General features: G+C 67.1%; 19 protein-coding genes. 6 read left to right on the top strand and 13 right to left on the bottom strand.

All coding sequences use genetic code 11. The annotated features are described in order from the left end of the window. Positions 1-9: 9 nt before the first annotated feature. From HTY51_RS06465 to fabG, 4 genes are read left to right on the top strand one after another with little or no spacing between them, the layout of a single operon-like run. Positions 10-1,206 (top strand): beta-ketoacyl-[acyl-carrier-protein] synthase family protein, encoded by a 1,197-nt coding sequence (locus HTY51_RS06465; protein ID WP_174251965.1) that lies wholly within the window; start codon positions 10-12, stop codon positions 1,204-1,206. A gap of 59 nt (positions 1,207-1,265) precedes the next feature. Next, positions 1,266-2,066 carry a beta-ketoacyl synthase chain length factor gene (locus HTY51_RS06460; protein ID WP_174251964.1) on the top strand — a complete coding sequence of 267 codons (801 nt, stop codon included), beginning with the start codon at positions 1,266-1,268 and terminating at the stop codon, positions 2,064-2,066. Continuing rightward, a complete protein-coding gene (locus HTY51_RS06455) occupies positions 2,041-2,493 on the top strand; it encodes a 3-hydroxylacyl-ACP dehydratase (protein ID WP_174251963.1) in 453 nt (150 codons plus the stop codon). Before HTY51_RS06460 ends, HTY51_RS06455 begins: the two co-directional genes overlap by 26 nt. A 27-nt stretch (positions 2,494-2,520) precedes the next feature. Continuing rightward, a complete protein-coding gene (gene fabG / locus HTY51_RS06450) occupies positions 2,521-3,240 on the top strand; it encodes a 3-oxoacyl-ACP reductase FabG (protein WP_174251962.1) in 720 nt (239 codons plus the stop codon). Here fabG and HTY51_RS06445 read toward each other — a convergent pair. After that, positions 3,237-3,860: a phosphatase PAP2 family protein gene (locus HTY51_RS06445; RefSeq protein ID WP_174251961.1), complete on the bottom strand. Its 624-nt coding sequence runs from the start codon at positions 3,858-3,860 to the stop codon at positions 3,237-3,239. The two genes, fabG and HTY51_RS06445, sit on opposite strands and share 4 nt — an antisense overlap. 140 nt (positions 3,861-4,000) lie before the next feature. Between HTY51_RS06445 and HTY51_RS06440 the strand changes: the two genes are divergently transcribed. After that, positions 4,001-4,702 (top strand): 1-acyl-sn-glycerol-3-phosphate acyltransferase, encoded by a 702-nt coding sequence (locus tag HTY51_RS06440; protein ID WP_217448249.1) that lies wholly within the window; start codon positions 4,001-4,003, stop codon positions 4,700-4,702. 10 nt (positions 4,703-4,712) lie between these two features. Here HTY51_RS06440 and HTY51_RS06435 read toward each other — a convergent pair whose 3' ends face one another. The 6 genes from HTY51_RS06435 to hemN all read right to left on the bottom strand — a co-directional run bounded on the left by HTY51_RS06435 (position 4,713) and on the right by hemN (position 9,898). Then, on the bottom strand, positions 4,713-5,225 hold the full coding sequence (locus tag HTY51_RS06435) for a 3-hydroxyacyl-ACP dehydratase FabZ family protein (RefSeq protein ID WP_174251959.1): 513 nt from the start codon (positions 5,223-5,225) through the stop codon (positions 4,713-4,715). Then, positions 5,222-6,484 carry a beta-ketoacyl synthase gene (locus tag HTY51_RS06430; protein ID WP_174251958.1) on the bottom strand — a complete coding sequence of 421 codons (1,263 nt, stop codon included), beginning with the start codon at positions 6,482-6,484 and terminating at the stop codon, positions 5,222-5,224. Before HTY51_RS06430 ends, HTY51_RS06435 begins: the two co-directional genes overlap by 4 nt. A gap of 30 nt (positions 6,485-6,514) precedes the next feature. Beyond that, positions 6,515-6,787, bottom strand: coding sequence for an acyl carrier protein (locus tag HTY51_RS06425; protein WP_174251957.1), 273 nt, complete (start codon positions 6,785-6,787; stop codon positions 6,515-6,517). Between the two features lie 161 nt (positions 6,788-6,948). Next, positions 6,949-7,731, bottom strand: coding sequence for a glycosyltransferase family 2 protein (locus tag HTY51_RS06420; RefSeq protein ID WP_174251956.1), 783 nt, complete (start codon positions 7,729-7,731; stop codon positions 6,949-6,951). A gap of 52 nt (positions 7,732-7,783) precedes the next feature. Continuing rightward, complete coding sequence (locus HTY51_RS06415) at positions 7,784-8,467, bottom strand: sulfite exporter TauE/SafE family protein (protein WP_174251955.1); 684 nt, start codon at positions 8,465-8,467, stop codon at positions 7,784-7,786. A 33-nt stretch (positions 8,468-8,500) separates the two neighbouring features. Beyond that, positions 8,501-9,898 carry an oxygen-independent coproporphyrinogen III oxidase gene (hemN, locus tag HTY51_RS06410; protein ID WP_174251954.1) on the bottom strand — a complete coding sequence of 466 codons (1,398 nt, stop codon included), beginning with the start codon at positions 9,896-9,898 and terminating at the stop codon, positions 8,501-8,503. Positions 9,899-10,021: 123 nt separating this feature from the next. On the opposite strand from hemN, the gene fnr reads away from it, so the two are divergent. Beyond that, positions 10,022-10,744, top strand: a complete 723-nt coding sequence (gene fnr / locus HTY51_RS06405) for a fumarate/nitrate reduction transcriptional regulator Fnr (protein WP_174251953.1) — start codon at positions 10,022-10,024, stop codon at positions 10,742-10,744. Positions 10,745-10,765: 21 nt separating this feature from the next. On the opposite strand, the gene HTY51_RS06400 is transcribed toward fnr, so the two are convergent. Genes HTY51_RS06400 through ccoO form a run of 6 tightly spaced genes read right to left on the bottom strand, consistent with a single transcriptional unit; the run spans position 10,766 to position 14,564 of the window. Then, positions 10,766-11,059 carry a hypothetical protein gene (locus tag HTY51_RS06400; protein ID WP_174251952.1) on the bottom strand — a complete coding sequence of 98 codons (294 nt, stop codon included), beginning with the start codon at positions 11,057-11,059 and terminating at the stop codon, positions 10,766-10,768. Positions 11,060-11,083: 24 nt separating this feature from the next. Beyond that, a complete protein-coding gene (locus HTY51_RS06395) occupies positions 11,084-11,359 on the bottom strand; it encodes a FixH family protein (protein ID WP_174251951.1) in 276 nt (91 codons plus the stop codon). 12 nt (positions 11,360-11,371) lie between these two features. Continuing rightward, the gene (gene ccoG, locus HTY51_RS06390; RefSeq protein WP_174251950.1) at positions 11,372-12,829 is read right to left on the bottom strand and encodes a cytochrome c oxidase accessory protein CcoG; all 1,458 of its coding nucleotides are present in this window, start codon (positions 12,827-12,829) and stop codon (positions 11,372-11,374) included. A gap of 16 nt (positions 12,830-12,845) precedes the next feature. After that, entirely contained in the window at positions 12,846-13,763 is a 918-nt protein-coding gene (gene ccoP, locus HTY51_RS06385; RefSeq protein WP_174251949.1) for a cytochrome-c oxidase, cbb3-type subunit III, read from the bottom strand. A 21-nt stretch (positions 13,764-13,784) separates the two neighbouring features. Further along, positions 13,785-13,922 carry a CcoQ/FixQ family Cbb3-type cytochrome c oxidase assembly chaperone gene (locus tag HTY51_RS06380; RefSeq protein ID WP_057676371.1) on the bottom strand — a complete coding sequence of 46 codons (138 nt, stop codon included), beginning with the start codon at positions 13,920-13,922 and terminating at the stop codon, positions 13,785-13,787. A 15-nt stretch (positions 13,923-13,937) separates the two neighbouring features. Beyond that, positions 13,938-14,564 carry a cytochrome-c oxidase, cbb3-type subunit II gene (gene ccoO, locus HTY51_RS06375; protein WP_174251948.1) on the bottom strand — a complete coding sequence of 209 codons (627 nt, stop codon included), beginning with the start codon at positions 14,562-14,564 and terminating at the stop codon, positions 13,938-13,940. Positions 14,565-14,568: the final 4 nt, after the last annotated feature.

The raw sequence follows: 14,568 nt of genomic DNA, 5'->3' as shown, positions 1-14,568 counted from the left end.
CTGTCCCCCATGCCGTCGCCGCTCCACCTCTCCGCCTACACCATGACCAGCGCCCTGGGCGCCGGACTCGCACCGACGCTGGAGGCCCTGCGCCAGCAGCGCAGCGGCGTGCGGTCCACGCGCTGGGAAACGGTGGACCTCGACACCTGCCTGGGCGAGGTGCAGGGCCTGGACGACTTCAGGCTGCGCGAGGACCTGGCCGCTTTCGACTGCCGCAACAACCGCCTGGCCCAGTGGGGCCTGGAACAGGACGATTTCGTCCTGGCCGTGCGCGAGGCCATGCAGCGCCACGGCGCGGAGCGCATCGGCGTGTTCCTGGGCACCAGCACCTCGGGCATCCTGAGTTCCGAGCTGGCCTATCGCCAGCGCGATGCGGCCACCGGCGCCTTCACCGTGCCGCTGGACTACCAGCACACGCACAACAGCTACTCGGTGGCCGATTTCGTGCGCTCCTATTTCGGCCTCACGGGACCGGCCTTTGTCGTCTCGACCGCCTGCTCGTCGAGCGCCAAGGTCTTCGGCAACGCGCAGCGTCTGATGGACTGCGGCCTGATCGATGCGGCCATCGTCGGCGGGGTCGACTCGCTCTGCCTGACCACCCTCTACGGCTTCAACTCCCTGCAACTGGTCTCGGCCCGGCCCTGCCGCCCCTTTGACGCCGGGCGCGACGGCATCTCCATCGGCGAGGCCGCCGCCTTTGCCCTGGTCGAGCGGACCGAGCGGGCAGCGCCCGGTGCCATCGTCATGAGCGGTATCGGTGAATCCAGCGATGCGCACCACATGTCTTCTCCCCACCCCGAAGGCCTGGGCGCACGCGCGGCCATGCAGCAGGCGCTGGCCATGGCCGGCCTGCAGCCTTCGCAGATCGACTACATCAACCTGCACGGCACGGCCACGCCCAGCAACGACGCGGCCGAAGACAAGGCCGTGAGTGCCATGTTCGGCACGGCCACCCCCAGCAGCTCCACCAAGGGCCACACCGGCCACACGCTCGGCGCGGCCGGTGGCATCGAAGCGGTCATCTGCGCGCTGGCCCTGCAACACGGCCTGGCCCCGGGCGGTTGCGGCACCGAGACGCTGGACCCGAAGCTGCAGTCCCGCTACCTGCTGAGCAATCTGGAACAGCCCCTGCGCCATGTCCTGAGCAACTCCTTCGGTTTTGGCGGCAGCAACTGCAGCATGGTGCTGTCGAGGGTCGAGGCATGAGCGTCGCACGGCCGCCAGCAGACGCTCGCACCGCAGTCCGCCAGGACGAAGGTATTCAAATGAGTCAGCTGCAAGTGCACGTGCAGGGCGTCGGGGTCTACGGCCCCGGCCTGTCCGGCTGGCAGCAGGCCGCCGAGGTGCTGGCCGGGCGCATGCCCTTCGGCATGACGCCCATCAGCCTGCCGCCCGCAGAGGCCCTGCCGCCGGCCGAGCGCCGGCGTGCCGGCGTGTCGATCAAACTGGCCTTCGCCGCGGGTTTCGACGCCATCCGCCAGGCCGGGGCCGACCCGGCCCGCCTGCGCTCGGTCTTCACCTCGACCGGCGGCGACTGCGACAACTGCCACGCCATCCTGGAAACCCTGGCCTCGGCCGACCGGGCGGTCTCGCCCACGCGTTTCCACAACTCGGTGCACAACGCCCCCTCGGGCTACTGGGGCATCGCCACGGCCTGCCGGGCCACGTCCACCAGCCTGTGCGCCTACGACGGCTCCTTTGCCGCCGGCCTGCTGGAAGCCGCCTCCCAGGTCGTGAGTGCAGGCGAGGCCTGCCTGCTGCTGGCCTACGACAGCCCCTACCCCGATCCCCTGGGCCAGGTGCGCGGCATCCCCTACCCCTTCGGCGTGGGCCTGGTGCTCAGCCCCGCTCCGGTAGCCGCCCACGCGGCCACGCTGCGCCTGAGCCTGGGCCGCCAGGAACCCAGCCGCCTGCCGGATCCCGCGCTGGAAGCCATGCGGCACAGCGTCCCTGCGGCGCGTTGCCTGCCCTTGCTGCAGCACCTGGCGCAAGGCCGTAGCGGCCGGGTGAGCCTGGACTACCTCGACGGGATGGCCCTTGATGTCGACATCCGGTACGCTGCCTGACCACGCCTGGATCGCGGCGCGCATCCCGCACCAGGGCAGCATGTGCCTGCTCGATGCAGTGCTGCAGTGGGATGCCGGGCACATCGTCTGCCGTGCCAGCAGCCACACCCGGGCCGACCACCCGCTGCGCGCGCACGGCAGCCTGGGCATGGCCAACGGCATCGAGTACGCGGCCCAGGCCATGGCCGTGCACGGCGCCCTGCTGGCCGGCAGCGACCGCGCGCCAGCCGCCGGTTTCCTGGCCAGCGTGCGCGACGTGCAGTGGCATGCTCCGCGACTCGACACGCTGCCGCCCGAACTGCACGTGCTGGCCCAGCGGCTCTCGGGCGACGGCAACACCCTGCTCTACAGCTTCCGCCTCGAAGCGGCGGGCGCCACCGTGCTGAGCGGTCGCGCCAGCGTCATGCTCGACGCCAGCCTGGCCTGATCCCTTTCCACCCGCACTGGACACCGCATGAAACACGCACTCGTCACCGGCGGCAGCGGCGCCATCGGCGCGGCCATCTGCCGCAAGCTGGCGGCCGACGGCCTGCACGTCATCATCCACGCCAACCGCAATGCGGCCGCCGCCGAACAGCTGCGCGCCGACATCGTGGCCGCGGGCGGATCGGCCAGCACCGTCACCTTCGATGTGGCCGACGAGGCGGCAACGCGCGCGGCACTCGAACCCCTCGTGGCGCAGCAGCCCATCCAGGTGCTGGTCAACAACGCCGGCATGCACGATGACGCGGTCTTCCCCGGCATGAGCAGCGCGCAGTGGCACCGCGTGATCGACGTCTCGCTCAACAGCTTCTTCCACGTCACCCAGCCATTGACGATGCCCATGATCCGCACGCGCTGGGGCCGCATCATCACGATCACCTCCATTGCCGGCATCACCGGCAACCGCGGGCAGACCAATTACGCGGCGGCCAAGAGCGGCCTGCACGCGGCCAGCAAGTCGCTGGCACAGGAGCTGGCCAGCCGCGGCATCACGGTCAACGCGGTCGCGCCCGGCATCATCACGTCGGACATGAGCAAGGACGCCTTCGACGCCGAATCGATCAAGCAGCTGGTGCCCATGAAACGCGCCGGACGCCCCGAGGAAGTGGCCGCCCTGGTCAGTTTCCTGGCCTCGGAGCCCGCGGCCTACATCACCGGTCAGGTGATCTCGGTCAACGGCGGGATGATCTAGGCCCTGAACCCGCCGAAGCAGCGCCGATAGCCGGCCAGGGCCAGCCAGGCGCCGACCGCCCCCAGCAGCACCCCGCCCAGCACATCGAGCAGCACGTGCTGCTTGGTTGCCAGCGTCGAATAGACGATGAGCAGACACCAGCCCCAGTTGAGCCGATGCCAGCCCCGGCCGGCCTCCACGCCCCGCAGTTGCGCGTGCAACCAGATCGCCGAATACACCGCAATGGCCACGTGCAGCGAGGGACAGGCATTGCCCGCCATGTCCACGCCCTCCAGGAGGGCCAGACTGGCGCCCGGCGGTCGCTCAAAGGGCGGGATGGCCGTGGGCCAGAGGTAGAAACAGAGCAGGCCCAGCCCACAGACTGCGGCCACGGCCACACCGTAGTAGATCAGCGGACGCAGGCCTGGCGTGATGGCTGGCGGCAGGCCCGTATAGAACCAGAGCGAAAGATAGGGAATCCAGGCCCACCACTGCATGGGGATGGCCGTGTCCAGCCAGCTCAGCGGCATGGTGGTCACCTGCGCATGCGGATAACGCAGCAGGAAAAAATAGGCGATGAAAAATACCCAGATGAAAACCGTGATGCCTGACGCCTTGAGCCACCACAGACGCCAGAACAAGCGGTTCAATTCGCGCGCCGGGGACTGTCGGGAAAGAGGCATGGTCAATAATCGCTGTCTTCTGGGCAATGGTACCAACTCTGTCTATGCAATCGCGACGATCCGGCAACCCGCTGTGGCGACTCTACGAAGTTTTTGTGATGGTTTTCGGGCTCGGCCTGCTCGCGGTGATATGCCTGCTGTCGATCCCGCTGTTCCTGCTGCTCTTCATCACGCTGCCGCGCCGCTGGCACCGCGCGGTTTCACGCCGCATCATCCGTTTCGGCTTCCGGGCCTATCTCTGGACCCTGCACTGGGTCTGCCAGATCCGAACCGATCTGCGTGAACTGGATGGCCTGCAGGACGAAGGGCCGCTGATCATCATCGCCAACCACCCCTCCCTGCTCGACGCGGTCATGCTGCTGAGCTGCTCGTCCAAGGCCACCTGCGTGCTCAAGGCCAGCCTGCTGCACAACCCCCTCTATGGCGTGGGCGCGCGCATGGCCAGGTACGTCAGCAACGAAGACCCGCGCCGCATGATCGAAGGCGCCTGCCGTGAACTGGCGCATGGCGCCCATTTCATCCTGTTCCCGGAAGGCGGACGCAGCCGCGAGTTCCCCATCAGCGGCCTCTCCAGCGCCTGCATTCTGATGTCGAAGAAAAGCCAGGTGCCCATGCAGGCGGTCATCCTCGAGTTTTCCACGCCTTATCTGGGCAAGCACTGGGGCCTGTTCACCCCGCCTGTCCTGCCCCTCACCATCCGGGCCCGCCTGGGCCGGCGCTTCGAGCCGCCGGCGGTCACGGCCCAGGCGCTGAGCGAGCTGGACAGCTATTTCCGCAGCGAACTGCCGCCGAAAGACTGAAGCCCGCAGCTCAGGCGCTGCGCTGGACGAGGCCGGCCAGGCCTTCCAGAACCGCCTGGCGCGGGGAGTTGATCACCAGGATCTCGATCTGGGCCGCTTCCTCGCCGCCCACGCTGAGCAGGGCCGACACCGCCGCTGCCGTTTCCGACATGGGCCGCGTGCGCACATCCACCAGGACGGTTTCACGCGGCAACACCGGGCGCTTGAAGCTGCATTTGCGGATACCGGCCAGCAAACCCAGGTAATCGCCTTCCAGGCGACGCGCCGCCGGGGAGCCCGCCCGCATGCCGGCACCGGCCACCTGAGCCACCAGCTCGACCAGCATCACGCCGGGTACCAGCGGCAGGCCGGGAAAGTGGCCACGCAGGATGGCACCATCCTCAGACCAGCGCGCGCTGGCCTGGAAATGATCATGGTCCAGCACCGTGAGGGCCTCGATCAGCTGCATATCGCCCCGGTGCGGCAGCAGGCGGTAGACGCCCGCCGCATCGAGTTCGATCGGGTAGTTGAGCGTTTCGCTCATGCGTACTGGCGTGCGATCAGCGAGACATTGCTGCCGCCGAAGGCGAAGGAGTTCGACATCACGGCCCCCAGGGTCTGGCCGTGGCGCGCCTGCCGCGGCACGTAGTCCAGGGTGCAACGCGGATCGGGGTTCTCCAGAAAAGCCGTCGGCGGAATGATGCCGCTTTGCATGGCCAGCAGGCTGATGGCGAATTCCGTGGCGCCAGCCGCGCCGATCAGGTGCCCGTGCTGGGACTTGGTGGAGCTGACCGGCAGGCGGTCGGCATGGTCGCCAAACACCTGGCGTATGGTCTCGCTCTCCACCACATCGCCGGCATCGGTGGCCGTGCCATGGGCATTCAGGTAATGGATGGCAGCCGGTCCCATGCCCGCCTCGTCCAGCGCCATGCGGATGGCGCGGTACTGGCCTTCGCTGGAGGGCAGGGTCAGGTGCTGGGCATCGCTGCTGCTGCCATAACCGCAGATCTCGCCGTAGATCGTCGCTCCGCGCCGCAGCGCGGACTCCGCCGTCTCCAGCACCAGGGCGGCGGCGCCCTCGCCCAGCACAAAACCGCTGCGCTGTGTGTCGAAAGGCCGGCAACTGGCCGCAGGATCGGCGGCATGGGGCTTGGCCATCACGCGCAGCGCATTCCAGGCCATGAAGACACCCGGCACATTCATGGCTTCGGCGCCGACGGCGACAATGGCATCGGCATAACCGTGGCGGATGGTGCGACAGGCCTCGCCCACGGCCATGGCCGAGGAGGAACAGGCCACGCTGTAGGTATGGGTGGGCCCGCGAAACTGGTGGGCCATCGAGATGGCGGCCGTGGCGGCGTTGGGCATGAGCCGCGGCACCGACAGGGGGTGCATCACCGTCGGGTTGCGGCCGGCCTGCAACTGCTCGTGCATGCGGGTGTAGAGGGCCTCGCCGGTGGTGGCGCCGCCCAGACCGATGCCGGCAAACACGCCCACGCGCTCGGGCTTGATATCCCATTCAGACGCCCGGGCGTCAGCCAGGGCTTCGCGACTGGCCAGCAGGGCGAACTGCGTGGCGCGGTCCAGGCCAGCCTCGTTGCGGTCGAGTTGCTGTGCAAAGGCGGGATCGACATCGGCCGAGAGGGCCTGCGGCAGCCAGCGGGTGATCTCCGGCGTGGCCGGCCGGATGGCGCTGTGGCCCTGGATCAGGCGCTCGAAACTGCTGGTGCGCGTCAGGCCCAGCGGGTTCAGCAGGCCGATGCCGGTGACGACAACACGCGGCGCGGTGCGGACAGCAGACATGGGCCGTAGTCAGCGCGACGCGTCGATCACTCAGGCCTTGGAGACCGGCACCGGGATCTGGCCCTGGTTGGCCGCCCGGATGGTGGCTTCCATGTCGGCCACCATCTCGTCGAAACTCATGCTGCTGTAGCGCGCGGGATCTTCGACCTGGAAGCCATAGAGGTCCTCGACCTCGAACAGCATTTCGACCACCCCCAGGGAATCCAGGCCCAGATCGGCCACCTGGAGCCCGGGCTGGTCGAACACGGCCGGGGCCACGTTGAACTGTTGGATGACGAAGTCTTTGATGATCTGACGCAGCATATGGGCTCGATGTCCTCGTGGGCTCCCGCGGTCTGCGGGCAGCAGACACCCCAGGGAATATTCTTGTCGGGGCCGACCAGCAGTCCCGCCTCGGAGTGCAAATTGTACCCAGATAGGCGCGGGTCCAGCCCGGCCGAGAGGCCTGCGCCAGGGGGTGGTGCTCAGCCGGAGCGGCCCCGGAAACGGCGAGCCAGCAGCAGCGGCAGACGCAGCACAAAACCCAGCATGAGACGCGTGTGCATCCAGGTCAGCAGGACGTTGTCGCGCAGGTACTTGAAGTGCGAGACACCGCCCTCCCCGGCCTGCAGGTACTTGACCGGCGCATCGAGATTGACCGGCCAGATGCCGGCCCAGCACAGGCGCACTGCCGCTTCGATGTCGAAGTCGAAACGGCGCATCCAGCGCTGCCCGCGCATGATCTGCAGCAGCGGCGAGACCGGGTAGACGCGAAAGCCGTAGAGCGAGTCGCCGATGCCCATCCACAGCGTCTCCAGGTTGGCCCAGGCATTCGAGACCTTGCGTCCCTGCACACGCAGCGCCGGGGCGCTGGCGTCGAACACCGGCTTGCCCAGGATCATGCAGGCCGGCTGCGCCTGTGAAGCCTGCATGAAGGCCGGGATCAGCCAGGCCGGATGCTGACCATCGGAGTCCATGGTCAGCACGTGGGTGTAGCCGGCGGCCTCGGCCTGCACCAGCCCGTGCAGCACGGCGGCACCCTTGCCCTGGTTCTGTGCCAGCACCATGACCTTCAGGTTCGGCTCGCTGCGGGCCAGGGCCTGCAGCTGCTCACCCGTGCCATCCGTACTGCCGTCCACCACCACCCACACCGGGGCCCACTGGCCCAAGGCCTCGCGCACGGTCTCCAGCACCTTGGGGCCGGCGTTGTAGGTGGGGATCAGGACGAGATGGGTGCGCGAAGGCGCGGCGCCGGAGGGACGTGACATGGGGCTGGATTATGGCAAACGACCATGACAGACCGGGCAGCCCGCCGCGACATCAGCCGGCCGGCGTGACACACCACGGTGCGGTGTCATGCACCAGGCCCATCCACAGCGCCCAGGCCGAACTCGCGGCCAGTGCGAGGCCAGCCAGGCGCACCCCCCAGTCGCCCGAGCCGCTGCCACGCAGGCGCAGCCAGAGCCAGGGGCCCGCCAGCATGGAGACCGCCGTGCCCGTGGCAAACAGGGCCATGACTGCCGCACCCTCGACAGCGCTGCCCGTCATGGCCGCCACCAGCAGCGCCGAGTACAGGAGGCCGCAGGGCAGCAGGGCCCACAGCATGCCCACCACCATCGGGGCACCGCGCCCGCGGCCGGCGGCCAGTGCACGGGCGCCGTTCCAGAGCCGGCGCGCGGCGCTCTCCAGCCAGACCGGCTGCTGCGCGCGGACCAGCAGCAACAGGCCCAACGCGAGGGCCGCCACGTGAAAGAGGGTCCAGACCGGGCGCAGCGCGGCCGACTGGATGGTGAGCCAGCCCAGGCCCTGGATGGAGGCGGCAGCCAGGCCGCCGAGCAGGGCGTAGCCGGCCACGCGACCGAGCTGGAACACCCACAGGGCCTCGTTGCGCCGCGCCCCCGCCGCCTGGCCGATGCCGGCGCAGGCCGCGCCGCACATGGCGATGCAATGGGGGCCACCAGCCAGGCCCATGAGCAGGGCCGTAACGGCCAGGGAAGTCTGCATGGATCGAGTGTAGTGCCGGCTCGGCCGGCCCGCTCAGATGATCTTGGAGAAGCGCGCCCGGTTGCGGTCGGCCTGCAGGTAGCGGTCGAAAGCCATGGCCACGGCGCGCACGAAGTACCAGCCCGTGGCGCTGACCTGGATGCCGCTGTCATCCAGCGTCACCAGGCCCTGCTCGGCCAGTTCATGCATGGCCTCGAGCTCGGGGGCGAAGTAGGACTTGAAGTCGATCAGGTAGGCCAGGTTGACCGATTCGAACAAGACCTCTCCCTGGCACATCAGCGCCATGATGACGGCACGGCGCACGAGATCATCGCGCGAGAGCGCCAGGCCGCGCACCACCGCAAAGCGGCCGTGGTCGATGGCGTCGTAGTACTCCTCCAGCGTCTTGGCGTTCTGGCTGTAGGTGGCGCCGATGCGGCCGATGGACGAGACGCCCAGGCCGATCAGGTCACAGTCGGGCTGGGTGCTGTAACCCTGGAAATTGCGGTGCAGCCGGCCCTGGCGCTTGGCCACGGCCAGGGCATCGTTGGGCAGGGCGAAGTGATCCATGCCCACGTAGACATAACCCGCCCCCATGAAACGCGCCATGGCATCGGTCAGCATGGCCACCTTGCCCGCCGCGCCCGGCAACTCGGCGATGGCGATGCGGCGCTGCGGCTTGAAGCGCTCGGGCAGGTGGGCATAGGCGTACAGGGCGATGCGGTCCGGCCGCAGTTCGTTGACCTGCTGGATCGTGCGGGCGAAGGATTCCGGCGTCTGCTGCGGCAGGCCGTAGATCAGGTCCACGTTGACCGAGTCGAAGCCGCGCTCGCGCGCGGCCTGCACCAGGGCAAAGACCTGCTCGGCCGGCTGCACGCGGTGCACCGCCTTCTGCACGGCCGGGTCGAAATCCTGCACTCCGAAACTCAGACGGTTGAAGCCCAGCTCCGCCAGGGTGTCCAGGCGCCTGGCATCGATGGTGCGCGGGTCGACCTCGATCGAGTATTCGCCGCCTGGCGCCAGGTTGAAGCTGCGCCTGAGCATGGCCATGAGTTCGCGCAACTCGGCGTCGCTCAGGAAGGTCGGGGTGCCGCCGCCCAGGTGCAGCTGGGTGACGGTCTGGCCCACGCCCAATTGGGCCGTGTGCAGGTCCACCTCGCGGCCCAGGTAACGCAGGTACTCGGCCGCGCGGTCATGGTGTTTGGTGATGATCTTGTTACAGGCGCAGTAGTAACACAGCGACTCGCAAAAAGGAATGTGCACGTACAGCGAAAGCGGCAGCACCAGCGCCGCGGCGCCGGAGCGGCGCTGTTGCAGGGCGCGCACGTAGTCGTCGGCACCGAATGCCTCGACAAAACGGTCCGCCGTCGGATAGGAGGTGTAGCGCGGTCCGGCCACGTCGTGGCGACGCAGCAGTTCGGCAGAGACGGGCTCGACGGTAGCGACATTCATGGATGCCACTGTGCCGGGAATGGGCAAAATTCATCTTGATGTGCATCAAATGCTGCTAAGGTAGCGGCTGCAAGTCCGAACCTGCTCCAGGGAGCCACGATGTCCGATGTCAAAATACAGAGCATGAATCCGCAAACGATCAAAGTTGCCTGCTCCAACTGCAACCTGCGCGAGCTCTGCATGCCCATGGGCCTGAGCAACGATGAAATCGACCGCCTCGACGCCATGGTGGCCAACCGCCGCAAGATCAAGCGCGGCACCGCCCTCTTCCGCAACGGCGAGAAATTCAACTCGCTCTACGCCATCCGGACCGGCTTTTTCAAGACCTGCGTCGCCTCGGAAGACGGGCGCGACCAGGTGACCGGCTTCCAGATGGCCGGCGAGATCATCGGCCTGGACGGCATCGTCAACGACCACCATACCTGCGATGCCGTGGCGCTGGAGGATGCCGAGGTCTGCGTCATGCCCTTCGACCGCATCGAGGACCTGTCGCGCGAGATCAATGGCCTGCAGCGCCATGTGCACAAGATCATGAGCCGCGAGATCGTGCGCGAGCACGGCGTCATGCTGCTGCTGGGCAGCATGCGCGCCGAGGAACGGCTGGCGGCCTTCCTGCTGAACCTGGTGCAGCGCCTGCACGCGCGGGGGTTCTCGCAGTCCGAGCTGATCCTGCGCATGACACGGGAGGAAATCGGCAGCTACCTGGGTCTGAAACTCGAGACCGTCAGCCGCACTTTCTCAAAGTTCGTGGAAGACGGTATCGTCGAGGTCAAGCAGCGCCATGTGCGCATCCTCGACACCGAAGCCCTGACCCGTCTGGTCAACCACCAGACCGAGTGCCACTGAGGCCGCACGGTCCCCGCTCCTTCAGCAGCAGCCTTCCTGTTTGGGGCAGCCCTCGGGCCGCTCGTCCTGCGGCAGCGGGCACTGGTTGAGCTCGAAGGGCGACATGGCCAGCAGCGTCGTGAGCGCGCTGGACAGCATGGTGATGCCCCAGAAGACGAAGAAGGCAATGGTGTAGATGCCCTGGCGCGACAGCTCGACCGGCTGGCCGAACCAGTGCAGGTCATGCGGATCGACCATGGCGAACACCAGCATTTCCAGCAGCCCGGCGACCAGAAAGGCCGGCCAGGCAATCCACATGAACTTTTGCAGTTTCATCGTGCCCTCCTCATGTGAGCGCCTTCAAGGCTTGGTGACCGCTGGCGGTGTGCCGGTGGCCGCGTGGTTGCGTGCCTGCACGGCCGGCGCCAGGCTGGCCGGATCGGTGGCCAGCGTCTTGTTGATCTCGATGCCCTGGCGGTAATAGTCCGGGCTGAGCACGGGGTCGGGGCGGCTCACGGCCAGGTAGAGCGTGATGAAACCGGCGATCACCACGATGACCGGGCCGGCCAGCACCAGCCAGACATGGCCAAACTTCCACCAGGGTTCGGGTGGTGTCGTGCGGCTTTGATCGTTCATGCGCTTGGCTCCTCAACGGGGTACCAGGAACACCGACTTCTCGCGCAATTTCGCCGAGCTGTCGCGTGCCGTGATCTCGAAATGAATGGGGTGGGTACCGGCCGCCGCCGCCTCGTAGGGCAGCTGCAGGCGCACCGCGACCCAGCGTGACTGCGTGGAGTCGACCACGACCTCTTCCTCGGAGGCCAGCGCCAGGCCCGGCAGGCCGCTGACCGTCAGGCGGTAGTGCTGGTCGGATTCGGTGGCGTTCATGATCTGCAGGCGGTAGACGTTCTCGATCATGCCACCGGCCACGATGCGCGCCATCACGCCGCGGTCGCGCACCACGTCCACCTTGAAGGGCGTGCGCATCGCCAGGCTCACCAGCATGGCGATGCAGACCCCGGCCAGGATGGAGGTGTAGACCAGCACCCGCGGACGGAACACGTGTTTCCAGGTCTCGGCCTGCGTCCACTTGTTCTTGATGGCGTTCTGCGTCGAGTACTTGACCAGGCCACGTGCGTAGCCCATCTTGTCCATCACGGTGTCACAGACGTCGGCGCAGGCGCCGCAGCCTATGCACTCGTACTGCAGTCCCTTGCGGATGTCGATACCGGTCGGGCAGACCTGCACGCACAGGCTGCAGTCGACACAGGCGCCCAGCTGGAGCGCGGCCGGGTCGGCCTTGCGCGAGCGCGCGCCACGGGGTTCGCCACGTTCCGTGTCGTAGCTGACAATCAGCGTGTCCTTGTCGAACATGGCGCTCTGGAAACGCGCATACGGACACATGTACTTGCAGACCTGCTCGCGCATGAAACCGGCATTGCCGTAGGTGGCAAAGCCGTAGAAGATCACCCAGAACACCTCCCAGGACCCCATGCGCGACTGGAGGAACTCCTGGCCCAGTTCGTGGATGGGCGTGAAGTAGCCGACGAAGGTGAAACCGGTCCACAGCGCCACGGCCAGCCAGACCAGGTGCTTGCCGCCCTTGCGCGCGATCTTGTTCAGGGACCACGGAGCGGCGTCAAGCCGCATGCGGGCCGAGCGGTCGCCTTCGATGCGGTGCTCGATCCAGAGGAAGATTTCGGTATAGACCGTCTGCGGGCAGGCGTAGCCGCACCACAGGCGCCCGGCCACCGCCGTGAACAGGAACAGGGCGAGCGCCGAGATGACCAGCAGGCCGGTCAGGTAGATGAAGTCCTGCGGGTACAGGACCAGGCCGAAGATGTAGAAGCGCCGCGCCCCCAGGTCGAACAGCACCGCCTGGCGCTGGCCCCACTCCAGCCAGGGCAGGCCGTAGAACACCAGCTGGGTCAGCCACACAAAAACCCAGCGCCAGCGGCTGAAGAGGCCACTGACGCTGCGGGGATAGATTTTCTTGTGGGCCTCGTAGAGCGAGACCAACTCCGCATCCTCCGCGATGGCGGCCGCATCCGGCGCCTGCGCGGTGATGGGGATGACCTTGCGGCCAGCGCTATCAGGATCGCTCAAATCAACTCCCCGGCCCTTACTGGGCCGCTACTTTCGTGCCGCCCGAGCGGCTCCAGACATAGGCGGACAGCACATGGATCTGGGCGGCGCTCAGCTTGCCCTCCTGGGCCGGCATCTGGTTGACCTTGCCGTTGTTGACGATGCTGATGATGGCGTTTTCGCCCCAGCCGTGCAGCCAGGTGTCGTCCGTCAGATTGGGGGCGCCCAGGGCCACGTTGCCCTTGCCGTCCATGCCATGGCAGGCGGCACAGGCACCGAACTTGGCCTTGCCCAGCGAGGCGCGCAGCGTGTCATGCGGGCTGTTGGACAGGCTCAGCACGTAGTGGGCCACGTTCTTGACGTCGTCCGGGGTGCCCACGGCCGCGCCCATGGGCGGCATATTGCCGACGCGCCCCTTGGTGATGGACTCCTTGATCTGCTCGGGTGCGCCGCCATACAGCCAGTCGCCGTCGCTCAGGTTGGGGAAACCCTTGCTGCCGCGTGCATCGGAACCGTGGCATTGCGAGCAGTTGTTCATGAACACGCGCTCGCCGATGGCCATGGCCTGCGGATCACGCGCCATGTCCTGCACGCTCATGGCAGCAAAACGGGCATACAGGGGGGCGACTTCCTTCTCGCCCTTGGCCATCTCGGCCTCGTACTGGCCCAGCTGGCTCCAGCCCAGCTTGCCCGGGCTGCTGCCCAGACCCGGGTACATGGCCAGGTAGATCAGGCTGAAGACCACGGTGATGATGAAAAGCCAGACCCACCAGCGTGGCAGGGGGTTGTTCATCTCGCGCAGGTCGCCGTCCCAGACGTGGCCGGTGGTGTTGTCGTTGGCGGTCATGGCCTTGGCCTTGCCGCTGACCCAGAGCAGCACCAGGCAGGCAATGATGCCCACGATGGTGACCGCCGTGACGAAAACCGACCAGAAGTTGCTTGTGAAATCACTCATTTTTCTTCCTTTGACGGCGCGTTAATCCTGCTCGAAGGGCAGCTGGGCCGCCTTTTCGAAATCAGCCGCGTTGCGGCTTGACCAGGCCCACAGCACGATGCCGATGAAGCAGATCAGGCCTGCGACGGTCACGGCGGAACGAAGGGTGTTGACGTCCATGATGGGGTCTCCGTCTTATTTGAGGGCCGTGCCCAGGACCTGCAGGTAGGCGATCACGGCGTCCATTTCGGACTTGCCCTTGACCTCCTCGCCCGCCTTGGCGATCTGCTCGTCGGTGTACGGCACGCCCACGGTGCGCAACGCCTTCATGTGGCGCGGCATGGAGGCCGCATCGACCATGTTGGCGGCCAGCCAGGGGTAGGCCGGCATGTTCGATTCGGGCACGAGGTCACGCGGATTGACCAGGTGCAGGCGATGCCATTCGTCGCTGTACTTGCCGCCCACGCGCGCCAGGTCCGGACCGGTGCGCTTGCTGCCCCACTGGAAGGGGTGGTCGTAGACCGACTCGCCTGCCACCGAGTAGTGGCCGTAACGCAGGGTCTCGGCGCGGAAGGGACGGATCATCTGCGAATGGCAGTTGTAACAGCCCTCGCGCACATAGACGTCGCGCCCGGCCAGCTGCAGCGCGGTGTAGGGCTGGATGCCCTTGATCGGCTCGGTGGTGGACTTCTGGAAGAACAGCGGGACGATCTCGACCAGACCGCCGACCAGCAGCACCAGCAGGATGAGCACGATCATCAGGAAGTTGTTGGTCTCGATCTTCTCGTGCGAGATGCCGCCGGATTTGGTGTTGTTAGCCATGGTG

This window comes from Rhodoferax sp. BAB1 (assembly GCF_013334205.1).
Classification (GTDB): domain Bacteria; phylum Pseudomonadota; class Gammaproteobacteria; order Burkholderiales; family Burkholderiaceae_C; genus Hylemonella.
This window is presented reverse-complemented; position numbering and strand designations above follow the sequence as displayed.